Here is a 21,338-nt window from a genome sequence, read left to right as displayed (position 1 = left end):
GCCCGCGATGATCGGGGTGTCGTCGCCCGGGAAGTCGTACTTCGACAGCAGCTCGCGCACTTCCATCTCGACCAGCTCGAGCAGCTCGGCGTCGTCGACCATGTCGGCCTTGTTCAGGAACACGACGATGTACGGCACGCCGACCTGGCGCGAGAGCAGGATGTGCTCGCGCGTCTGCGGCATCGGGCCGTCCGCGGCCGAGCACACCAGAATCGCGCCGTCCATCTGCGCCGCACCCGTGATCATGTTCTTCACGTAGTCGGCGTGGCCCGGGCAATCGACGTGCGCGTAGTGACGATTCGCGCTTTCGTATTCCACGTGCGCCGTCGAGATCGTGATGCCGCGCGCCTTCTCTTCCGGCGCCGCGTCGATCTGGTCGTAACCCTTGAACTCACCACCAAAACGCTCCGCGCCGATCTTCGTCAGCGCCGCCGTCAGCGTCGTCTTGCCGTGGTCCACGTGACCGATCGTGCCCACGTTCACGTGGGGCTTGGTGCGCTCGAACTTACCCTTGGCCATGGTTCCGTCTCGTTGGGGCGCTTCGCTTGAAGCGTTCGGTGGATTGCAAAGTGGTGCTCACGACTGGAATCGAACCAGCGACCTCCTCCTTACCAAGGAGGTGCTCTACCGACTGAGCTACGTGAGCGAAAACGTTGCGGTGTCTGTCGCGGCTTTCAATGGAGCGGGAGACGGGAATCGAACCCGCACCATCAGCTTGGAAGGCTGAGGTTCTACCATTGAACTACTCCCGCGCCGGACGAACCGCTTGGGTACTGCGCCGGCGAGTGGTAAGTCCGCCGGTGGAACTGGTGGAGGGAGGTGGATGGCTGCGGCGCTACGCGCCTTGGCCTGCGGGCCGCGCCTTTCGGCGCGCACGATGAAGCTTCGCTTCATCGCCGAACCAGCGGTGGATCTCATCCACCTCCAATTCGTCCCGGCCACACTTCCGCCGAGTTACTGCTTCAACCGCTAAAACTGGTGGAGGGAGGTGGATTCGAACCACCGAAGGCGTGAGCCAGCAGATTTACAGTCTGCCCCCGTTGGCCGCTTGGGTATCCCTCCGGAGAGCCCGCAATTCTGGCGGACGGTTCCAGCCAAGTCAACGCTGCGTTCACTTCTCCGACCGGCCGCCAACCGCCGGTCAGACGTTGAAGCGGAAGTGGAGGACGTCGCCCTCCTGCACCCGGTATTCCTTGCCTTCCAAGCGCAGGCGACCCGCGTCGCGGGCGCCGGCTTCGCCCTTGTACTTGACGAAATCGTCGAACGAGATCGTCTCGGCGCGGATGAAGCCCTTCTCGAAATCGGTGTGGATGACGCCCGCCGCCTGCGGCGCGGTCGACCCGGCCTTGACCGTCCAGGCGCGGACTTCCTTCACGCCCGCGGTGAAATAGGTCTGCAGGCCGAGCAGCTTGTAGGCGGCGCGGATGACGCGGTTCAGGCCCGGCTCGTCGAGGCCGAGGTCCGTCAGGAACGCGTCGCGGTCGGCGTCGTCGAGCTGGCTCAGCTCTTCCTCGATCGCCGCCGACACCGGCACGACCTCGGCGCCCTCGGTCGCCGCGCGGGCGCGTACGGCCTCGAGGTGCGGGTTGTTCTCGAAGCCGTCCTCTAGGACGTTGGCGACGTACATCACCGGCTTGAGCGTCAGCAGGAACAGGTCGCGGACCTGCGCGCGATCCTCGTCCGAGAGCTTCGCGGTGCGCGCGGCCTTGCCGTCGTCGAGCACGACACGGATGCGGCCGAGCACCTCGGCGCGCGCCTTCGCGTCCTTGTCGCCCGACTTCGCGGAACGCTCCGCGCGCTGCAGCGCCTTGTCGACCGATTCGAGGTCGGCCAGCGCGAGCTCGGTGTCGATCGTGTCGATGTCGGCGATCGGATCGACTTTGTTGTTGACGTGGATGACGTCGTCGTTCTCGAAGCAGCGCACGACATGCGTGATCGCATCGACCTCGCGGATGTGCGCGAGGACCTTGTTGCCGAGGCCCTCGCCCGACGCCGCACCGGCGACGAGGCCGGCGATGTCGACGAATTCCACCGCGGTCGGGATGACCTTCTGCGGCTTCACGATGTCCGACAGCTGATTCAGGCGCGGATCCGGCACCGGCACGACGCCGACGTTGGGCTCGATCGTGCAGAAGGGGAAATTCGCCGCGGCGATGCCCGCCTTGGTCAGCGCGTTGAAGAGGGTCGACTTGCCGACGTTGGGCAGGCCGACGATGCCGCATTTGATGCCCATGGCGTGGCTCCGGTGATTCGAACGGTGATGCGGAAGCGGCCGTCGTGCAGCCGTTTCCGCATGCCCGCTCAGGCTTTGACGGTGTTGAGACGCTTCATCGCCTCGTTGATGTCGCCCGAGACGGCGAGCGGCATGACGTCGATCGCATCGTCGATCGAACGCAGGATCATCGATTCGTCCGCCGGCGACGGCTTGCCGAGCACCCAGCCGACGACCTTGTCCTTGTGGCCGGGATGGCCGATGCCGACGCGCAGCCGGTGGAACTTCGCGTGGCCGAGCAGTCGGATGGTGTCGCGCAGGCCGTTCTGGCCGCCGTGGCCGCCGTCGAACTTGAGGCGCGCAATGCCGGGCGCGAGATCGAGTTCATCGTGCGCGAGCAGCGCTTCGTCCGGTTCGATCTTCCAGAACTGCAGCGCAGCGGTGACCGACTTGCCGGAGAGGTTCATGAAGGTCGACGGCTTGAGCAACCACACGCTCTGCCCTGCGATGTCGACTTTGCAGACCTCACCGAACAACTTCGACTCGATGCGAAAGCTGCCGCCGAACTTGTGCGCGAGCTCGTCCACGAACCAGAACCCGGCGTTGTGCCGCTGGCGTGCGTGCTCGGCACCGGGGTTGCCCAGTCCGACGATGAGTTTCAAACCGGCCATTGCGTGGTCCACAGACGCGAACGGGCCGGCCACGAAGGCCGGCCCGTCCGGATGACGCGATTACTTCTTGTCGCCTTCCGCGGCCGGCGTCTCGTCCTCGTCGGACGTACGCGCTGCCTTGGCGATGACGACCGCGACGTCGTGCTCCTTGCCGAGCTTCAGTTCCGGCAGCTCGACGCCGTTCGGAAGCTTGATGTCGGACAGGTGGACGATGTCGCCCTGCTTGAGGTTCGACAGGTCGACCTCGATGAACTCCGGCAGGTTCTTCGGCAGGCAGCTCACGGTGACTTCGTTGAGCTCGTGCGTGACGACCACTTCGGCCGACTTGCCGGCCGGCGACTTTTCCTGGTTCAGGAAGTGCAGCGGCACCGACGCGCGCAGCGTCTGGTTGGCGTCGACGCGCTGGAAGTCGAGGTGGACGATCTGCTGCTTGTACGGGTGGCGCTGCATGTCACGCAGCAGCACGCTCTCGACCTTGCCGTCGATGTCGAGCGACAGGATCGACGAGTAGAACCACTCGTTCTGCTGGGCCAGCCAGACCGCTTCATGGTCGAGCTGGATGGACTTCGGCTCGGACTTGCCGCCGTAGACGATGGCCGGAATCGACGCTGCACGACGCAGGCGGCGGCTCGCACCCTTCCCCGCGTCATCGCGGCCGGTGGCCTTGATGGTGTGTTCGGACATTTCAGTTACTCACTTTGCTGCAATGAAATCGCCTCGCGGCGATGGTGTGACTCACCCGCGACCAGGTGAGCCGGAGAGCGGCCTTTCGGCCGCAAAACTCAATCGACGTACAGCGAGCTGACCGACTCGCCGAACGCGACGCGGCGGATCGTTTCCGCCAGCAATTCCGCAACGCTGAGCTGGCGGATCTTGCTGCACTCGCGCGCGGCATCCGACAGCTTGATGGTGTCGGTGACGACGAGCTCGTCGAGCGCCGAATTGGTGACGTTCTGGATCGCCGCACCCGACAGCACCGGATGCGTGCAGTACGCCACCACCTTCGTCGCACCGCGTTCCTTCAGCGCACCCGCCGCCGCGCCCAGCGTGCCCGCGGTGTCGACGATGTCGTCGACCAGCACGCAGGTCTTGCCGTTCACGTCGCCGATGATGTTCATCACGGTCGCGACGTTCGCCTTCGGACGCCGCTTGTCGATGATGGCGAGGTCCGCGTCGTCGAGGCGCTTCGCGATCGCTCGCGCACGCACCACGCCGCCGACGTCGGGCGACACCACCACCATGTTGTCCGTGCCGTGCGCGCGCCAGATGTCGGCGAGCAGCAGCGGCGACGCATAGACGTTGTCGACGGGAATGTCGAAAAAGCCCTGGATCTGGTCGGCGTGCAGGTCGACCGTCAGCACCCGATCGGTACCCACCGCACTGAACATCTTCGCCGCCACCTTCGCCGTGATCGGCACGCGCGAGCTGCGCGGACGGCGATCCTGGCGGGCGTAGCCGAAGTACGGCACCACCGCGGTGACGTTGCTCACCGATGCGCGCTTGAGCGCGTCGATCAGGACGAGCAACTCCATGAAATTCTCGGCCGTCGGTGCGTTCGTCGGCTGGATGACGAACACTTCCTGGCGACGCACGTTCTCTTCGATCTCGACCTGCACTTCGCCGTCGGAGAACGTGCCGACCAGCGCCTTGCCCATGCGGACGCCGAGCTCCTTGCACACCGCCTCGGCGAGCGGGCGATTCGCATTACCGCTGAAGACGAGAAGGTTTCGATCTTTGTGCATGGCGGCCGGCGTCGGAAGGTGTTCGGAATTCGGTCTGATGCACACCACACGCGTCGGCGCGCATCGCGCAGCCGTTCGCGTTCGTCGCGAATGGCAGGGGCGGAAGGATTCGAACCTTCGCGTGCCAGGATCAAAACCTGGTGCCTTAACCGCTTGGCGACGCCCCTGTCGTTGTCGAACGTGGCGACGCGTTTTAAGGCGAGGCCTGGAACCTTTCGAGCGCCCGATGCAGCGGCGACACGGCGGCACCGGCGACGAGCCGGCATCGAACGGTCGGCCGAAGCCGGCGGAGCGCGTCCTCGGCGGCTTCGCGCGTGGCGAATTCGACGAAGCACCCGCTGCCCGAACCGGTCAGTCGCGCCGTCCCGAGCTGCGACAGCGCGTCGAGCACCACGTCGACCGCAGGCTCGCGCGCGCGCAGCACGGGCTCGAAGGCGTTCCCGAACCGGCCACTCCGGGGGTCGCCCCCCGCAACGAAGTCCGCCATTTTCAAGGGCGGTGAATCGCGCGTCAAATCAGGGGACGCGAAAAGAGCGGCGGTGGGCGCATGTACGCCGGGCTCGGCGACGAGGTACCACGCGGGCGCGAGGTCCATCGGCTGCAGTTCCTCGCCGATGCCGTCGGCCCAAGCATTGCGGCCGAGCACGAAAACGGGGACGTCGGCGCCCAGCGAGAGCCCGAGAGCCGCCAGCCGCTCGAGGGGCCAGTCAATGCCCCACAGCCGGTTGAGGACCACCAGCACGGTCGCCGCGTCGGAGGAACCGCCGCCGAAACCGCCGCCGGCGGGAATGCGTTTTTCGATCTCGATGTCGGCGCCTTGAGCGACGTCCGCCGCTTTTCGCAACGCGATCGCGGCACGAACCGCGAGGTCATCGGGGGAGTCCACGCCCGGCACCGACCAGCCGAGCCGCTCGATGACACCGTCCGAACGCGGGCGCAGCCGGATCGTGTCGCCCCACTCCAGCAGCCGGAAAACGGTCTGGAGCCGGTGGTAGCCGTCGTCGCGACGGCCGGTGATGTGGAGAAACAGGTTGAGCTTGGCCGGTGCCGGCCAAGCGCTCCACTCGCCGCTCATGGCGCGTCGGTGCCGTCCGTCCAGCGGTCCACGACGAGTCGGACGCGCGCATCGTCGCGACGGGCTTCGATGCGCGAGGGCAGCGCCGCCGCCGTGTCCGCCGGCCAGGTGTAGTCGATCGTCCAGCCGGCTTCCGCGAGGTGCGCCAGGCGGCCGTCGTTGCCGAACTGCACGGTCGCGGTGCGCGGATCCGCGCGCAGCCCGCGCACCCAGGCCGGCAGCGAGGCCACGGGGATGGACCAGCCGGTCGCCTGGCGGAGCAGGCTTTCGGCGTCCGACCCTTCCCGCGGGCCGCCCGGCAGCCCGTCGAGCACCGCCCGGCCGGGCTCGCCGTGCAGGCGCCAGCCCTGATGGGTGATCGGCGCGGTCAGTTCGATGTCGAAACGCGAACCGTCCTGCCGCCATTCGATGCGGCCGCTGCCGGCGTCGCGCGAATTCGATACGGCGATGCGGCCGTCGAGGCCCCAGCGGGTCTGGGCGGCGAGATCCTGCTCGCGCTTCTCGAGCGCGGCGGTCGCGGCGTCGGTAGCGACCGGCGTGGGAGTGACCCGGGTCGTTGCGCAGCCAACGAGCAGCGTCGCGCTGAGCAGCACGATCGCCAAGAACCGAACCCGGGTTCTGCTGCGCGCGCTCTTCAGTGTGGTGCCTTCTGCCGCCGAGCTGCCGTCTTCGGCCTCGATCCGAGGGCAAGTGACCGACCCCGCCCTCACGCAGCACCGCCTTTGCCGGTCGACGCGGACGGCGCAGCAGCGGGCGCGGACGTCGGCACCACCGACTGCGACGCGCCACCCGACTCCCCTGCTCCCGCAGCGGCTCCGTCCGCCGGCGTCCCGGCGTCACCCGACTTGCCCGTCGCGGGCGCTGGGGGCGGCAACGTCGCGCCGGTCTTCTGCAGCGCGCGGGCGAGCGAGCGGTTTTCGGGATCGATACGCCGCGAGTCCTCGAAGTACTTGCGGGCCTCGTCCTTACGACCGAGCACCCACAGCACTTCGCCGACGTGCGCGGCAATCTCTGCGTCCTTCTGCAGCGTGTAGGCGCGCTGCAGTTCCGGCAGCGCATCGGCGGGCTTGCCGAGGCGGTAGAGCACCCAGCCGTAGCTGTCGACGATTGCTGCGTTGTTCGGCTCGGCCGCGCGGGCGCGGTTGATCAGCTCCAGCGCCTCGCGATAGCGGGTGGTGCGGTCGGCGAGCGTGTAGCCCAACGCGTTGACCGTGGCGACGTTGTCGGGTTGCGCGACGAGGATGCGACGCAGGTCGGCCTCGGCGCGCGGGATGTCGTCGCGGCGCTCCCAGGTCAGCGCGCGGGCGTAGAGCAGGTCCGGATCGTCGGGGAATGCGGCGAGGCCGCGCGCATACGCGTCCATCTCGTGCGCGTCGTCCTTGTCCTTCTGCCAGAGGCCGGCCTCGAGGTTGTAGGCCATGCGCCGCACGTCGTCGTCGGCCGACGCGTCCTGCTGCAGCGCGTGCAGTGAGTCGATCGCTTCCTTGCCGCGGCCGAGTTCGTGCAGGACGTTCGCGGTACGCAGGCGTGCGGTCCAGCGCTGCGGGCCGCCCGGCACCGAGCGGTACCAGTCGAGCGCCGCGTCGTAATGCTTGAGGTACTCGGCGAGCTGGCCGAGCAGCAGGCGGCGATCGGGCTCCGGGCGCTGCGCGTTGCGCGACAGCTCGTCGTAGAGCTGCTGCAGGCGCGCCTTGTCGTCGACGCGCGCGTAAAGCGATGCGCGCAGCGCATAGGTCTGGTCGTCCTGCGGGCCGGTCGCGAGCGTGTCCGCGGCGGCGGCGGATTCGCCCAGCGCGTCGTATTCGCGGGCGACGAGCAGGCGCAGGTCGGCGTCCGTCGTCGTGGCAGCGCGCAGGGTGTCGATCGCCGCCTTCGCCTCGGCGTTCTTGCCGGCCTCGCGCAGCTGGCTGGCCTTGAGCAGGGTCACGCGCGGGTCGCGCGGGACGCGTTCGATCACCTGGGCGACGATGCGGTCGGCGAGCGCGGGCTCCTGCAGGCGCTGGGCGAGGCCGCCCAGGGCGAGCCAGGCGGGGAGCGTCGACGGCACGGCGTTGGCGTCCAGCAGCCGCTTGACGACCGATGCGGCCTGCTTCGGCGTCTTCGCGCCACCGGCGAGCGCGCCGATGGCGTAGCGCCAGCCGTCTTCCTGCTGCGCGAACAGGGTGCTGAGTTCGCGCGTGGCGAGGGCTTCGTCGCCGCGGTGCAGCGCCAGCGTGGCCTGGGCGACGTGGAGATCGGCGCGGTCGCCGGCGGCGGGGCCGAGCAGGTCGCGCCAGAGCTTCAGCGCCTCGGCGGCGCGACGGTCGTCCTTGGCGACCAGCGCGATCCCGGTCGCGCGCTCGGCGAGGCCGGCGTCGCGCGAGGTGCGGGCGGCGTCGACGTAGCCCTTGGCGGCCTGATCGAGTTTGCCGGCCTGCAGCGCGAATTCGCCCGACAGCAGCGACTCCAGCGGCAGGTCGCCGGTCGTGGCCGGCTTGGCCGCGGGCGCGGCAAGGACGGGCGGCGCGAGCACGATCGCGACCGCCAGACTGAACCGCTTGATCGAACGCAAAACGTGACGCATGCGCACCCGCGATAATGGGTTCCAGAGGTCGCAGCACCCGCATCGTTAGAATGACGGGACTGCCGCCGCAGCTTAGCGCACGCCCCTGTAACGAATGGGTTTTCACGTCATCGGCCTCAACCACGCCACCGCGCCCGTCGACGTGCGCGAACGGGTGGCGTTTGCCGGCGACGCGCTGAACGGCGCGCTCGACGAGCTGCGCGCGATGCCGACGGTGAACGAAGTCGCGCTGCTGTCGACCTGCAACCGCACCGAGCTCTACGCCGAGACCGCCGACGACGGCGCGTCGCTCGCGGACTGGCTCGCGACGCGTTCGAACGTCGGGCCCGACCTGCACGCCTATCTCTACCGCCACGGCGATGCCGACGCGGTGCGCCATCTGTTCCGCGTCGCGACGGGACTCGACTCGCTCGTGCTCGGCGAGCCGCAGATCCTCGGCCAGGTGAAAGACGCCTGGGCGACGGCGCGCGCGGCGGGCACGCTCGGGAACCGCCTCGACCGTCTGTTCCAGCACGCGTTCACCACCGCCAAGCGCGCGCGCACCGACACGCGCATCGGCGCGAATCCGGTGTCGGTCGCATCGACCGCGGTGAAGCTCGCGCAGGAATCGTTCGCGCCGCTCGATACGTCCACCGTGCTGCTGATCGGCGCGGGCGAAACCATCGAACTCGCCGCGCGCCATCTCGTACAGGCGGGCACGAAGCGACTGCTCGTCGCCAACCGCACGCTCGCGCACGCGCAGGATCTCGCGCAGCGCCACGGCGGTTATGCGCTGCCGCTCGCCGATCTCGACAAGCATCTCGCCGAAGCGGACATCGTGATCAGCGCGACGGCGAGCCGCGAGCCGATCCTGCACGCGACGCACGTGCAAGCCGCGCTCGCAGCACGTCGTCGCCGGCCGATGCTGCTGCTCGACCTCGCCGTGCCGCGCGATGTCGCCGCGGATGTGGCGCAGCTGTCGGACGTTTTCCTCTACCCGGTCGACGACCTCGAGCGCGCGATCGAGGACAACCGCCGCAGTCGTCGCGAAGCCGCGGATGAAGCGGAAGCGATCGTCGAGCTGCAAGTCGCCCGTTTCCGGGAAAAGCTCGACGCGAGTTCGCGCACCGAGCCGGTCAAGCGCATCCGCACGCATGGCGAAGTCGCACGTGCCGATGTGCTGGCGAAGGCGAAGCAGCAGCTTGCAGCCGGCGTGTCGCCCGAAGACGCGTTGGAGTTCCTCGCGCACACGCTGACCAATCGCCTGCTGCACGCACCGACCGTCGCCGTGCGCGATGCGGCCGTGCAGGGCGATGCGGAACTCGCCCGTGCGGTCGAACGCCTGTTCCCCGAAGCGCCCGGCGACGACGCGGAGCGTTAGCGACCTCGACGTCGCCATCGCACGGCCGCAGCGCGGCCGCCCTGCTCCGTCGTCCGGTCCTTTCGCATGAATCCTTCCCTGCGCCGCAAGCTCGAAGCCCTCGCCGAACGTCGTGAGGAACTCGAACGCCTGCTCGCCGATCCCGGCGTCATTGGCGACGCTGACCAGTTCCGCCGGCTGTCGCGCGAATTCGCGCAGCTCGAACCGGTCGCCAGCGCGCTCGCCGACGAACAGCGCGCCCGCGGCGATCTCGCCGCTGCGCAGGCGATGCGCGACGACCCGGAGATGCGCGAGCTCGCGGACGAGGAGATCGACGCCGCGTCGCAACGCCTCGAAGTCCTCGAAGGCGAACTGCTCGCGCACCTGATCCCGAAGGATCCGCGCGATGAAGGCGATCTCTATCTCGAAGTGCGCGCGGGCACCGGTGGTGACGAAGCGGCGATATTCGCCGGCGACCTGTTCCGCATGTATTCGCGCTACGCCGAGCGCCAGGGCTGGCGCATCGAAGTCGAATCGGCGAATCCTGGCGAGCACGGCGGCTTCAAGGAAGTGATCGCGCGCGTCGAAGGCCGCGGCGCGTATTCGCGCCTGAAGTTCGAGTCGGGCACGCATCGCGTGCAGCGCGTGCCGGCGACGGAATCGCAGGGCCGCATCCACACCTCCGCCGCGACCGTCGCGATCATTCCGGTGGAAGCCGAGGAAGCGCCGATCGAGATCAATACCGCCGACCTGCGCATCGACACGTATCGCTCGTCCGGCGCAGGCGGCCAGCACGTCAACAAGACCGATTCGGCCATCCGCATCACCCACCTGCCGAGCGGCATCGTGGTCGAGAGCCAGACGGAGCGCAGCCAGCACGCGAACCGCGACAAGGCGATGAAGCGCCTGCGCGCGATGCTCGCCGAGGCGCAGGAAGCGAAGGCCGCGGCCGCGCAGGCGGAGACGCGCAAGCTGCAGGTCGGCAGTGGCGATCGCAGCCAGCGCATCCGCACCTACAACTTCCCGCAGGGCCGCATCACCGACCACCGCGTCGAAGGCCTCACGCTGTACGACCTGCCGAACGTGATCGAAGGCGCGCTGGATCCGCTGCTCGACCGCCTGCAGCAGGAGAACCAGGCCGACGAACTCGCGCGACTGACCTCCGCGAGCTGACGGGGTGTCGCGCCGCGCGGCGAGCGGCGACAATCGGGAACGCCCGACTGGACGCCGCGCCATGGACTTCCGCATCCGCCTCGCCACGCCCGACGACCTCGACGCCGCCGCCGCGTTGTTCGATGCGTACCGACGGTTCTACGGCCAGCCGTCCGACGTCGCCGCCGCGCGCGCGTTCCTCGCCGAACGCATGGCCCGTGGCGAATCGACGATCCACCTCGCGTGGCGCGGCGATGACGCCGTCGGGTTCGTGCAGTGCTACCCGATGTTCTCGTCGGTGCGCATGAGGCCCATCCGCGTGCTCAACGATCTCTATGTCGACGCGAGCGCGCGCCGAAGCGGCGTCGCCCGCGCATTGCTCGATGCGGCGGCTGATGCGGCACGCGATGCCGGCGCCGCGCGAATCGTGCTCGAGACCGCGCAGGACAACCACGCTGCGCGTGCGCTGTACCGTGCAGCCGGCTGGAGCGAAGAGACCACGCAGTGGTACGCGCTCGGCCTTGCCGCGGCGACCGCCTGACGTGTCGATCGATGAACGCCAGCTCGCACGCCAGCAGGTCCAGCGCACGCCGCAGGATGCGATCGCGTGGGTGATGCTCGCCGAAGCGGAACTGGACGCCGGTGATCCCATCGCGGGTGAACTCGCCGCGCGCCATGCCTTGCAGTTGCGGCCCGGCCATCCCGAAGCGCTCGCGCGCCTCGGCCGCGCGCAGTCGATGCTCGGGCAGGCGGAAGCCGCCGCCGAAACGTTGATGAAAGCCGCGCAGGCCGCGCCGGGCCATCCGGGCATCGCCGTGTGGCTCGGTCATGCGCTCGAAGACGTGCACCGTGTCGAGGAAGCGGCCGACGCGTTCGCGCATGCGTATCGGGTGATGCCGGACGAGCCGATGGTCGCGGCCTATCTCCTCGCTGCACGACGACGCCTCTGCGATTGGCGCGATGTCGAAGCGCTATCGACGAAGGTGCGCGACGCAGTGCGGCGTCGGCAGGCGCCGGTCGAACCGTTCGCGTTCCTCAGTGAGGACGCGACGCCCGCCGAGCAGCTGCAGTGCGCGCGACTTCGCGCCGAGATCATCGCCGCCTCGGTTCGACCGCTGCCCGCGGTCGAACGCGCATCGCGTATCGGCGAGCCGGTCCGTCTCGGATTCATCTCCAACGGGTTCGGTGCGCATCCGACGGGATTGCTCACGGTCGCGTTCTTCGAAGCGCTGGCGTCGATCGACGGCGTGCAGGCACACACGTTCGCGCTGACGCCCGACGACGGCAGCCCGATCCGTCGACGCCTCGCGGCAGCGACCACGCTCCACGACGTCACGCATCGCGCGCATGCGGACGTGGCCCGCGCGATCCGCGATGCGCGCATCGACGTGCTGTACGACCTGCGCGGCTGGGGCGGCGGCGGCGTGCCGGAAGTCTTCGCGATGCGCCCTGCACCCGTGCAGGTGAACTGGCTCGCGTATCCGGGTACGTCGGGCGCGTCCTGGATGGATTACGTGCTCGCCGATCGCACCGTGCTGCCCGCCGCGCTCGCGCCGCATTTCAGCGAGCACGTCGCGTGGCTGCCGCATGCATTCCAGCCGTCCGACACGACGCGCGAGCCCGAACCTGCGCCGACGCGCGCGGACTGCGGCCTCCCCGACGAGGGCGTCGTCTACTGCTGCTTCAACAACAGCTACAAGCTCAACGCGGCCAGCATGCGACGGATGTTCGACGTACTGCGCGAGGTCGACGGCAGCGTGCTGTGGCTGTTGCGCGGACCCGGCCGCGCGGACGATCGACTGCGCGACGCCGCACGCGCTGCGGGCGTCGACCCGGCGCGGCTCGTCTTCATGAGCAAGCAGCCGCAACCGAAATATCTCGCCCGCCTCGGCATGGCGGATCTGTTCCTCGACACCCTGCCCTACAACGCGCACACCACTGCGTCGGATGCGCTGTGGGCCGGCTGCCCGGTGCTCACGCGGCCCGGCGCAACGTTCGCCTCACGCGTCGCCGCGAGCCTCGTGCGCACGCTGGGCCTCGACGAACTGATCGCCGCGGACGACGCCGCCTTCGTCGCCACGGCGATCCGCCTCGGCCGCGATGCCGATGCACGCGCCGCACTGTGTGCGCGTCTCGACGCCGCGCGTCGCACGTCGCCGCTATTCGACATGCCGCGCTTCGCGGCGGCGTTCGCCTCGATCGCGACGCAGATGGCGACGCGCTGGCGCAACGGCCAGCCGCCGCACGCGATCGTCGACTAGGTCGCGCCTTCGCGTTCGGCGAGCCGCCGGTTGCGCCGGTAGATCAGCTGTCCGACGACACCCGTGAGCAGCAACACGGCGTTGGTGAACACGAACACGCCGTTGCCGAGCATCCAGCTGTAGATCACGAAGCCGACGCTCGCGCACATCTGTCCGATGAACAGCCAGCGCGAGACACCCTCGGTCGTGCGTTCGCGCCACTGCGTGTAGACCTGACGCGCGAGCGTGGCGATGAGCACGGCCGATGCGCCCCAGCCGATGAAGTCGGCCGCATTCATGGATGACGTCGAATGGTTCGCATGCCGCGAGCGTCGCGGCTCGCGCGTCGGAACGCGGTGAAGCGCTCAGCCGATCGAGAAGCCGCGGGGCGCGGACGTGGCGTCGAGTGCTTCGCGATGCACGGCGTCGACGCGGGCATGCGGCGGGCCAAGCGCGAGCCATTCTGCGAGCGCCTCGATCGCGGCGACATCGCCATGCGCAACGACTTCAACGCGGCCGTCCGGCAGGTTGCGTGCATGCCCCGTCAGGCCGAGGTTCTCTGCCTCATGCCGCGCATGCGCGCGGAACGCGACGCCCTGCACGCGGCCTTCGACGAGGAAACGCGCCGCGCTCATCCCTTCGGCGCCTTCACCACCTCGTCGATGGCGGCGAGCGTGATCGGCCCCAGCACCTTCTTCGCGACATGCCCGTCCGGCGCGACGATCACCGTCATCGGCAGGCCCTGCGGCGCATCGAAATCGCGCGGCGGGTTGAACGTGTCGAGGATCGCGATCGGATACGACGGAGAGTGCGTCTTGAGGAACGCCTGCATGTCGGCCTTGGTGATGTCCTCGTAGGCCAGCCCGATCACATCGACGTCCCCGCGCTGCGCGAGCGTCGAGAGCTCCGGCATCTCCTTCAGGCACGGGCCGCACCACGTCGCCCAGAAGTTCACGACGACCCACTTGCCGCGATGCTGCTCGAGGTCGTACTTGCCGCCGTCGACGAGTTCGACCTGCAGCTTCGGATGCTCGCGATCGGCCTTGTCGGCGGGCGCTGCGGGCTTTGCGGGCGTCGTCGCGGTAGTCGACGGCTGCGCCGCGTGGTCGCCGCAGGCGGTCAGCCCGAGCGCGAGCAGCAGCGGAAGGATGCGGCGGGTCATGCGGAATCTCCGGACCAGACGGTGTTGACGCGACGCTTGAGCAAGTCGCGGAGTGGAATGCGCAGGTCGTCGATCGTGCGCGTGACCTGTGCGCCGAGGGCGTCGTCGCGACACGGCAGATGCGCCTCGGCGATGGGAATGCGCAGGTGGCAGGCTTCGTACAGTTCGGCGAGCGTGAGCGTGTCGAGATCGCGCGTCAGCAGCCACTCGCCCGTTTCGGCGCGCTGCAGGACGTGGATCGAACTGAGTTGCGCGATGAACTGCTGGATCATCGCGTCGGTGAGCATGGGCTCCATGCGCTGGATCGCGTCGGCGTGCAGGCCCTTGCCGGTATGACGCGCTTCGTCGAAGCGCGCGAGCATGCGCAGCAGGCCGTAGATCTCGTAACCCGGCGGCAGGCGCTGGCTCGCCGGTTGATAACGGAAGGCCGACACCGATGCCGCGAACGACGCGCCGAGAAGAATCGCGACCCATCCGACGTACACCCACAGCAGGAAGATCGGAATGATCGCGAGCTGCTGGTAGATCTTCGCGTAGCTGTTGAAGCTGGTGAGGTAGGCGCCCATGCCCCACTTCGCGAGCTCGAAGCCGAGCGTCGCGAGCGCGGCACCCGACAGCGCATGCCGCCACTTGACCGTGCGATGCGGCACGACGCGGTACATCGTCGCGAACGCCGCCACTTCGATCAGCAGCGGCGTCAGGCTGAGCATGAAGGACTCGAGCACGTGGCCGGCACGCGTCGCGAACATGGCCATCGCAAAGAAGCGCGCCGAGATGGCGAGACTCGCCGCAGCAAACACGGCGCCCAGCGTCAGCACCGTCCAGTAGACGAGGAAGCGCCCGAACTTGGGGCGCGCCGCCTTGACGCGCCAGATGTTGTTGAACGTCGTCTCGACGCTGGTGAGCGTGACGAGCACCGAGATCACCAGCGCGACCACGCCCGTGGACGTCAGCTTGCCGGTGTTCGATGCCGCGATCTGCAGCAGGTAGTTCTGCGCCGACCGTGCGACGCCGGGAACATAGTTGGAGAACACGTAGTCCGCGAGTTGGCGCGACAACGGGCGCAGCGATTCGAAGGCCGACAGCGCGCCGAACACCACCATCGACAGCGGGACGAGCGCGAACAGCGTCGTGAACGACAGCGCGCCGGCAGCCTGGAACAGTTCGTCGTCGAGGAATCGCCGGCCGAGGAAACGGAAGAACGCCAGCGCCCGCGCGCGGTCGCGCAGGCGCGGGCTCACGAGGCTCAAGAGATAGGGCAGCTCCATCGCGGCGCAGCCTAACCGAACGGGCGCCGCGGTGGCGTCGCGAGGCGCGGAGCCCGCATGCGGACGCGTTATTCTCGGCGTCCATCACTGCGTGCGACTTCCGATGCCTGACGTCCTGATCGTGTACTACAGCCGCAACGGCGCAGTGGCGCGCCTGGCCCGGCAGGTCGCGCGCGGCGTCGAGGAAGTCGCAGGGATGCAGGCGCGCCTGCGCACGGTGCCGCCGGTGGCCCCGGTCACGACGACCGCCGCGCCGCCCGTGCCGGACGACGGCGCACCCTACGTCGAATCGCGCGATCTGCAGGAATGCGCAGGCCTCCTGATCGGCAGCCCGACGCGCTTCGGCAACATGGCCGCGCCACTCAAGCACTGGATCGATGGCCTCGGCGGCGACTGGGCGAGCGGCACGCTGGTCGGCAAGCCTGCGGGCGCGTTCACCTCGTCGTCCACGATGCACGGCGGCCAGGAATCGACGCTCATCTCGATGATGTTGCCGCTGCTGCACCACGGCTGCGTGGTCGCCGGCATTCCATACACCGAACCGCGCCTGAGCTCGACGCGCACGGGCGGCACGCCGTACGGCGCGAGCCATGTCGCGGGCGTACGCGACGACCAGCCCGTCGATGACGACGAAGCGCATCTCGCACGTGCGCTCGGTCGGCGCATCGCCACGCTCGCGGCGAAGCTCGCATGAGCGCGCGCTCGCTGCTCACGCTGGCATTGGCCGCGCTCGCGCTGGTGTTCGTGGCGTGGTTCGGCATGCGCGGCGAGTGGGTCGCCGTGTTCGTGTTCGCGCTGCCGGTGGTTGCATGCCTTGCCGGCGTCGTCGCACGTCGCCGGGCCGCGGGGCTGTGGTCGGGCATGCTCGCGCTGCTGTGGTTCTCGCACGGGGTCATGGTCGCGTGGACGCGGCCGGGCGAACGCGGTTGGGCGTTGGCGGAAGTCGCACTCGCGCTGGTCGTGATCTTCTCCGCGAGCCTCCCGGGGCTGCGTGCCCGCTTCGGAGCGCGCAAGGCGCAGCGGTCGTGACGAACGCCGAACCGCGGATGGCGGGGCTCGACGCCGCGCAGGTCGCGGAGCTTCACGCTGCGGCGCGGGCCATTCGTGACAACCGCCCGGACGAAGCGCGACGTCGTATCGATGGCGTTCTGGCGGCGGTGCCGGGCCACGCGGAGGCGCTGCGGCTGTCAGGCCTGCTGCACGGTCGACGCGGCGAGCGCGCGAAGGCACTCGACGTATTCCGGCACGCCGTCGAGTTGCATCCGGACGATGCCCTGCTGATCTGCGATCTCGGCAGCGCGCAGGCGGCATCGGGCGACACGGATGCCGCGATCGCGAGCTGGCGTCGCGCGGCGGAACTAGCCCCGCAGGAACCGATGCCGTGGTTCAACCTCGGCCGCAGCCTGCAGCAGCGTGGCGACAGCGAAGAGGCCGTCGGCATCCTGCACCGCGCTGCCGAACTCGCACCCGCGATGGTGCCTGCGCGGATCCTGCTCGCGGACGCACTCGTGCACCTCGGTCGATTCGACGAGGCGATTGCGCACTACCGCGACGTGTTGCGTCAGTACCCGGCCTGCGGCGACGCCTGGCGTGGCCTGTCCAGCATCCGCACGCGCGCATTGACCGACGCGGACGCGGTGCAACTCGAAACGCTGCTGCGCCGGCGCGACATCGTCGACACTGATCGAATCGCGATGGGCTACGCGCTGGGCCGACTCGAAGAAGATCGCGGCCGCCATCCGCAGGCGTTCGCCGCCTTGTCGGCTGCGAACGCGGCATTGCGTGCTCGCGCCCCTTGGAGTGCAGAGGCGTTGCGCGGTTACGTCGACGCCGCCCTCGTCGCGACCGCCGACCTGCCCGCACCGCTCGACCCCTCGCTCGGCCACGAAGTGATCTTCATAGTCGGCCTGCCGCGTTCGGGCTCGACGCTGTTCGAACAGATCCTCGCGGCGCATCCCGAGGTCGAAGGCGCGAGCGAGTTGCCGGATCTAGGCCAGATCGTGCAGGAGGAATCGTCGCGCCGCGGCCAGCCGTACCCGCAGTGGGTGGCGCAGGCGACGGCCGAGGACTGGCTGCGTTTGGGGCGCGACTACCTTGCACGTACCGCGCGGTGGCGCGCCAAGCGGCCACGCTTCACCGACAAGATGCCGGAGAACTGGAAACACGCCGGCATCCTGCGCGCGATGCTTCCCGGCGCGACGGTGCTCGAGGTGCGTCGCGATCCGCTGGAAACGGGCTGGTCGTGCTTCCGCCAGCAGTTCTTCCAGCTCCCGCACTTCTCCTGCGACCTCGCTGACATCGGCGCCTACCTGCGGATCTGTGGGCAAGCGATGGACGCCTGGCGCGCGCGCGATCCGCAGCACATCCTGCTGCAGCGCTACGAGGATCTCGTCGCCGCACCCGAAGAACGTATCCGCGCCCTGCTCGACGCCTGCGGCCTCCCGTTCGACGAACGCTGCCTCGACTTCCATGCCGCCACGCGCAGCGTGCGAACGGCCAGCGCTGCGCAGGTCCGCCAACCGCTGCGGGCCGATACCGCGCGCGCCGCCGCTTACGGCGCGCTGCTGGACCCGCTGCGCCGGGCGCTCGCGGCCGACTGAGCCCGCGGCCGGCGCGATTTCGCGCAAAATAGCGGCATGGACCAGCTCTGCATCGTCACCACCGGCGGCACGATCGACAAGATCTACTTCGACGACAAGTCGGATTTCCAGGTCGGCGAGCCGCAGATCGGCCGCATCCTCGAAGAACTCGGCGTCGCGTTCCGCTTCAACGTCATCCCGATCCTGCGCAAGGATTCGCTGCATATCACCGACGCCGATCGCGAGCTCGTGCGCGCGACCATCGCCGCGCAGCCGGCGCGCCACATCCTGGTGACGCATGGCACCGACAGCATGGTGCAGACGGCGCAGGTGCTGGCGTCGCTGACCGACAAGACGATCGTGCTGACCGGGGCGCTCAATCCCGCACGCTTCCGCGGCTCGGATGCCGAGTTCAACATCGGCACCGCCGTCGGCGCGGTGCAGGCATTGCCGCCGGGCGTGTACATCGCGATGAACGGCCGCATCTGGGATCCGCTCAAGGTGCGCAAGAACGTCGAGGCCAACCGCTTCGAACCGATCGACTGACGTCGACCTCCCTACGCGTCACGCAATAAAAAAAACCCCGGCCGAAGCCGGGGTCTTTCGTTTCTGCATCCGTGCGGAAAACGCGCCGGGCGAACCCGGCGCGCATCACCATCAGTTGATGGTGCCCTTCAGCGAGACACCCGAGTACGCCGCGTAGGCGCGGACGTTCACGTAGTACGTACCGGCGGCCGGCGCGTTGAACGTGCAGGTCTCGGCATTGCCGGACAGGTACGGACGGCAGTTGTACGTGGTCGTCGTCGGCGCGGCGCCGATGCGGACGTACATGTCGGCGTCACCGGTACCACCGGAGATCGTGAACACGACACTGGTCTTGCCGGCCGGAACCGTCAGCGTGTAGTTCGACGATACGCCACCCGTCGCGACGCTCGGCAGGGTCACCGGCACGCCGCTCGTCAGCACCGTGCCACCGCCACCGCCACCACCGGTCGTGTAGCTACCGGTCAGCGTCACGCCCGAGTACGCGGCATAGCCGTGCAGCAGGACGTAGTAGGTGCCGGCCGACGCCGTCGCCACCGTGCAGGTCTCGGCGGTGCTGCTGCCTTCGGACTTGCAGGTGTAGCTGGTCGTGGTCGGGTTGGAGCCGAGCTTGGCGTAGACGTCCACGTCACCCGTGCCGCCCGAGGTCACGAACTTGAGGTTCGTGGCGCCGGCCGGGACATCGAGCTTGTAGTACTTGTCGCTGCCCGACGCACCGGAGATGCCGGTGACCGGCACGCCGTTGCTGATCGCCGTGGCCGTACCGCCGCCACCGCCACCGCCCGCGCAGCTGACGCCGACGACGTTGAACGCCGCGGTGACGTCGGCGACGTTCAGGCCGAGATCCTGGGCCGCCGTCTGCACGCCGCAGGCGCCGGAGTTGAACGTGCTGCTCGCCGTCCAGTACAGGGCATTCGCACGGGCGAACACCTTGAACGCCGTCGGCACGCTCCAGCCCGTGGTCTTGGCCAGGGTGCAGAACGCCTTGTTGTAGACGCCCGAGCTGTAGTGCACGTCGAGGCTCGACGTGTAGTTCGCGGCGTTGTCGATCGACGCGCCGTCGGCGGTCGGGTTGCACATGTAACGCAGCGCGCCCGAGTTCTTGAAGATCTCGGTGCCGACGTTGAAGTCGGACGAACCCTTCCAGTAGTACTCGGTCGCTTCGCCGCCCATGTCGGAGAAGGCTTCGTTCATGCCGCCCGACTGGCCGGAGTACGTCAGGTTCGAGTGCTGCTCGGTGAAGCCGTGCGACACCTCGTGGCCCGCGACGTCGGCCGAGACCAGCGGATAGAACGTGGTCGCGCCGTCACCGAACGACATGGTCGAGCCGTCCCAGAACGCGTTCTCGTAGCTCGTCTTGTAGTGCACGCGCATGACGAGCTGGAAGCTCAGCGCGTTGTAGCCGGTGTACGCCGGGTACATGTTGGTGATCACGCCGCCGAAGTAGTGGGCGTCGTTGATCGGCGAGTACGCGCCGTTGATGGCCTTGTACGTGTTGCGCGGGCAGGTGTACGAGTACGCCGTCGTGCCCGTCGTGCCGCCGTTGAGGTTCACCGACTTCACGTTGGTGTTGTTCATCGTGCACGTCGTACCCGACTGGGTGACGTCGAGGTAGCCGTAGCGGCCGCCCGAACCCCACTCGTACTGACCCGTCTTGGCGTTGCCGCCCGGGCCCGTGCCGACGGCTGCGCTCGTCAGGCCTTCCCAGCGCTTCAGCACCGTGCCGCTGTTGGCATCGACGATGACGAACGGACGCGTCGCCGCGACGCCGTTGCCGTCCGCAAAGTACGACACGACGTACGCGCGATGCGCGTGGCCGGCGTCGTCGACGTAGATCATGAGGTCGGACTTCTCGTTGCGAGTCGCCGCCTTGGCGATGCCCTGGCCGAGGCCGACGCGCTTGCCGACGTCGAGCGCCTGCGCGCTGGTGAGCTTCACGGCGCCGGCCGGGATCTCGGCGGCGAGGCCATCGACCTTGCGGCCGAACATCGTCTTGACCCCGTTGCTGTTCTCGGCGACGGCGATGCTTTCACCGAACACCGGAATGCCACGGAACGTCTGCTGGTAGCGGTAGTGCTTGGTGCCGTCGCGATCCTGGGCGTAGCCGATCTGGTTCAGCGCCGACAGCGAATCCATGCCGATCAGTTCGGCGTGACGATCCTTCGCGACCGAAGCCGCGCCGAGCGTGGCGACCGCGGCCTTGTACTGGCCCTGCGCCTTGTTGAGCGACATCTTCTGCAGGTCGACGCGGGTCGCGGCGCCGGCGCTGCCGGCGGCGAGCGCGAGGACGAGCGGGGACAGCGCCATGAAACACAAACGGGAGGTCGAGTGCGACATCGAGAATTCCTTGACGTGGGAACGCCGGAGAGTTGGACGGCGAAGCCCCGGGGTCACAGCTTGCGAAGCGACTGGGGCACGGTTGGACGCGATCCGTCTGCGTCCAGTCACGCAAGGTGGAACCCTGTCGGGCCCTTCACGCAAAAAATTTTGAAATTTTTTGGCCGGTCCGATGAGCGGTTTACGTTAAAACGCGTAAGTCGATGATTTTGCTTGGAGTCGGCATCAGGGACGTCGCGTGCGTCATGTCGCGCGGTCACCATCTATGGCGCGGCGCAGCATGGAATTGCGACAGGAGCGTGTCCGCTGTCCACAAATTTTGCCGTTGGCATAGCATTTCGTGCGACCGCGTATCCGGGCCCGCCGATGAGCTGACGGACGGTAGGGACGGGGAAAAGCGGTAACCCGCATCCCTTGGACCGTTCGGCTGCAGGACACCACGAAACAGGCGCGCA

20 protein-coding genes, 4 tRNA genes, 1 other RNA gene and 1 pseudogene are annotated in these 21,338 nt (G+C 68.5%); 8 read left to right on the top strand and 18 right to left on the bottom strand.

Annotation, left to right across the window (positions count from 1 at the left end):
• The 13 genes and pseudogenes from EVS83_RS11570 to EVS83_RS11510 form a co-directional block, all read right to left on the bottom strand.
• Nucleotides 1–519 (bottom strand): GTP-binding protein (locus EVS83_RS11570; protein WP_133501197.1); only part of this gene is annotated, 519 nt, incomplete at its 3' end.
• Nucleotides 520–570: 51 nt separating this feature from the next.
• A tRNA-Thr gene (locus EVS83_RS11565) sits at nucleotides 571–646 on the bottom strand.
• A 32-nt stretch (nucleotides 647–678) separates the two neighbouring features.
• Nucleotides 679–752, bottom strand: a tRNA-Gly gene (locus EVS83_RS11560).
• A gap of 55 nt (nucleotides 753–807) precedes the next feature.
• A non-coding RNA gene (locus tag EVS83_RS11555) (RtT sRNA) lies at nucleotides 808–939 on the bottom strand.
• Nucleotides 940–976: 37 nt separating this feature from the next.
• Nucleotides 977–1,062, bottom strand: a tRNA-Tyr gene (locus tag EVS83_RS11550).
• A gap of 79 nt (nucleotides 1,063–1,141) precedes the next feature.
• Nucleotides 1,142–2,233: a redox-regulated ATPase YchF gene (ychF, locus tag EVS83_RS11545; protein WP_133501196.1), complete on the bottom strand. Its 1,092-nt coding sequence runs from the start codon at nucleotides 2,231–2,233 to the stop codon at nucleotides 1,142–1,144.
• A gap of 68 nt (nucleotides 2,234–2,301) precedes the next feature.
• A complete protein-coding gene (gene pth / locus EVS83_RS11540; protein WP_133501195.1) occupies nucleotides 2,302–2,883 on the bottom strand; it encodes an aminoacyl-tRNA hydrolase in 582 nt (193 codons plus the stop codon).
• 60 nt (nucleotides 2,884–2,943) lie between these two features.
• Nucleotides 2,944–3,567: a 50S ribosomal protein L25/general stress protein Ctc gene (locus EVS83_RS11535; RefSeq protein WP_133501194.1), complete on the bottom strand. Its 624-nt coding sequence runs from the start codon at nucleotides 3,565–3,567 to the stop codon at nucleotides 2,944–2,946.
• A 98-nt stretch (nucleotides 3,568–3,665) separates the two neighbouring features.
• The gene (locus EVS83_RS11530; RefSeq protein WP_133501193.1) at nucleotides 3,666–4,625 is read right to left on the bottom strand and encodes a ribose-phosphate diphosphokinase; all 960 of its coding nucleotides are present in this window, start codon (nucleotides 4,623–4,625) and stop codon (nucleotides 3,666–3,668) included.
• Between the two features lie 91 nt (nucleotides 4,626–4,716).
• Nucleotides 4,717–4,792 (bottom strand) — tRNA-Gln (locus EVS83_RS11525).
• A 26-nt stretch (nucleotides 4,793–4,818) separates the two neighbouring features.
• Nucleotides 4,819–5,700 carry a 4-(cytidine 5'-diphospho)-2-C-methyl-D-erythritol kinase gene (gene ispE, locus EVS83_RS11520; RefSeq protein WP_133501192.1) on the bottom strand — a complete coding sequence of 294 codons (882 nt, stop codon included), beginning with the start codon at nucleotides 5,698–5,700 and terminating at the stop codon, nucleotides 4,819–4,821.
• Entirely contained in the window at nucleotides 5,697–6,293 is a 597-nt protein-coding gene (gene lolB / locus EVS83_RS11515) for a lipoprotein insertase outer membrane protein LolB (RefSeq protein ID WP_246022901.1), read from the bottom strand. The genes ispE and lolB overlap by 4 nt, the downstream gene beginning before the upstream one ends.
• A 284-nt stretch (nucleotides 6,294–6,577) precedes the next feature.
• Nucleotides 6,578–8,263: pseudogene (locus EVS83_RS11510) on the bottom strand (tetratricopeptide repeat protein); the annotation flags it as partial.
• Nucleotides 8,264–8,357: 94 nt separating this feature from the next.
• Here EVS83_RS11510 and hemA point away from each other — a divergent pair.
• The 4 genes from hemA to EVS83_RS11490 all read left to right on the top strand — a co-directional run bounded on the left by hemA (nucleotide 8,358) and on the right by EVS83_RS11490 (nucleotide 13,015).
• Nucleotides 8,358–9,623, top strand: a complete 1,266-nt coding sequence (gene hemA / locus EVS83_RS11505; protein WP_133501189.1) for a glutamyl-tRNA reductase — start codon at nucleotides 8,358–8,360, stop codon at nucleotides 9,621–9,623.
• A 66-nt stretch (nucleotides 9,624–9,689) separates the two neighbouring features.
• Nucleotides 9,690–10,775, top strand: a complete 1,086-nt coding sequence (prfA, locus tag EVS83_RS11500; protein WP_133501188.1) for a peptide chain release factor 1 — start codon at nucleotides 9,690–9,692, stop codon at nucleotides 10,773–10,775.
• Between the two features lie 61 nt (nucleotides 10,776–10,836).
• Nucleotides 10,837–11,295 carry a GNAT family N-acetyltransferase gene (locus EVS83_RS11495; RefSeq protein ID WP_133501187.1) on the top strand — a complete coding sequence of 153 codons (459 nt, stop codon included), beginning with the start codon at nucleotides 10,837–10,839 and terminating at the stop codon, nucleotides 11,293–11,295.
• Between the two features lies 1 nt (nucleotide 11,296).
• The gene (locus tag EVS83_RS11490) at nucleotides 11,297–13,015 is read left to right on the top strand and encodes an O-linked N-acetylglucosamine transferase, SPINDLY family protein (protein ID WP_166636887.1); all 1,719 of its coding nucleotides are present in this window, start codon (nucleotides 11,297–11,299) and stop codon (nucleotides 13,013–13,015) included.
• Here the strand turns inward: EVS83_RS11490 and EVS83_RS11485 are convergent.
• The 4 genes from EVS83_RS11485 to EVS83_RS11470 all read right to left on the bottom strand — a co-directional run bounded on the left by EVS83_RS11485 (nucleotide 13,012) and on the right by EVS83_RS11470 (nucleotide 15,424).
• Nucleotides 13,012–13,293 (bottom strand): SemiSWEET family transporter, encoded by a 282-nt coding sequence (locus EVS83_RS11485; RefSeq protein WP_133501185.1) that lies wholly within the window; start codon nucleotides 13,291–13,293, stop codon nucleotides 13,012–13,014. The genes EVS83_RS11490 and EVS83_RS11485 overlap by 4 nt on opposite strands.
• 66 nt (nucleotides 13,294–13,359) lie before the next feature.
• Nucleotides 13,360–13,629 carry an acylphosphatase gene (gene yccX / locus EVS83_RS11480; RefSeq protein WP_133501184.1) on the bottom strand — a complete coding sequence of 90 codons (270 nt, stop codon included), beginning with the start codon at nucleotides 13,627–13,629 and terminating at the stop codon, nucleotides 13,360–13,362.
• Nucleotides 13,626–14,156, bottom strand: coding sequence for a TlpA family protein disulfide reductase (locus tag EVS83_RS11475; RefSeq protein ID WP_133501183.1), 531 nt, complete (start codon nucleotides 14,154–14,156; stop codon nucleotides 13,626–13,628). The genes yccX and EVS83_RS11475 overlap by 4 nt, the downstream gene beginning before the upstream one ends.
• Entirely contained in the window at nucleotides 14,153–15,424 is a 1,272-nt protein-coding gene (locus EVS83_RS11470) for a YihY family inner membrane protein (RefSeq protein ID WP_133501182.1), read from the bottom strand. Before EVS83_RS11470 ends, EVS83_RS11475 begins: the two co-directional genes overlap by 4 nt.
• A gap of 103 nt (nucleotides 15,425–15,527) precedes the next feature.
• Between EVS83_RS11470 and wrbA the strand changes: the two genes are divergently transcribed.
• From wrbA to EVS83_RS11450, 4 genes are read left to right on the top strand one after another with little or no spacing between them, the layout of a single operon-like run.
• Nucleotides 15,528–16,118, top strand: a complete 591-nt coding sequence (wrbA, locus tag EVS83_RS11465; RefSeq protein ID WP_133501181.1) for an NAD(P)H:quinone oxidoreductase — start codon at nucleotides 15,528–15,530, stop codon at nucleotides 16,116–16,118.
• Nucleotides 16,115–16,453, top strand: a complete 339-nt coding sequence (locus tag EVS83_RS11460; RefSeq protein WP_133501180.1) for a DUF2069 domain-containing protein — start codon at nucleotides 16,115–16,117, stop codon at nucleotides 16,451–16,453. Before wrbA ends, EVS83_RS11460 begins: the two co-directional genes overlap by 4 nt.
• Nucleotides 16,450–18,024, top strand: a complete 1,575-nt coding sequence (locus EVS83_RS11455; protein WP_246022897.1) for a tetratricopeptide repeat-containing sulfotransferase family protein — start codon at nucleotides 16,450–16,452, stop codon at nucleotides 18,022–18,024. Before EVS83_RS11460 ends, EVS83_RS11455 begins: the two co-directional genes overlap by 4 nt.
• A 36-nt stretch (nucleotides 18,025–18,060) precedes the next feature.
• Nucleotides 18,061–18,549, top strand: coding sequence for an asparaginase domain-containing protein (locus EVS83_RS11450; protein ID WP_133501179.1), 489 nt, complete (start codon nucleotides 18,061–18,063; stop codon nucleotides 18,547–18,549).
• 111 nt (nucleotides 18,550–18,660) lie between these two features.
• On the opposite strand, the gene EVS83_RS11445 is transcribed toward EVS83_RS11450, so the two are convergent.
• Entirely contained in the window at nucleotides 18,661–20,853 is a 2,193-nt protein-coding gene (locus tag EVS83_RS11445) for a M4 family metallopeptidase (RefSeq protein ID WP_133501178.1), read from the bottom strand.
• Between the last annotated feature and the right edge of the window lie 485 nt (nucleotides 20,854–21,338).

The sequence above is a fragment of the Cognatilysobacter terrigena genome (assembly GCF_004361065.1).
Classification (GTDB): Bacteria; Pseudomonadota; Gammaproteobacteria; order Xanthomonadales; family Xanthomonadaceae; genus Cognatilysobacter; species Cognatilysobacter terrigena.
The sequence above is the reverse complement of the archived record's forward strand: the minus strand, read 5'-3'. Positions and strand labels throughout refer to the sequence as shown.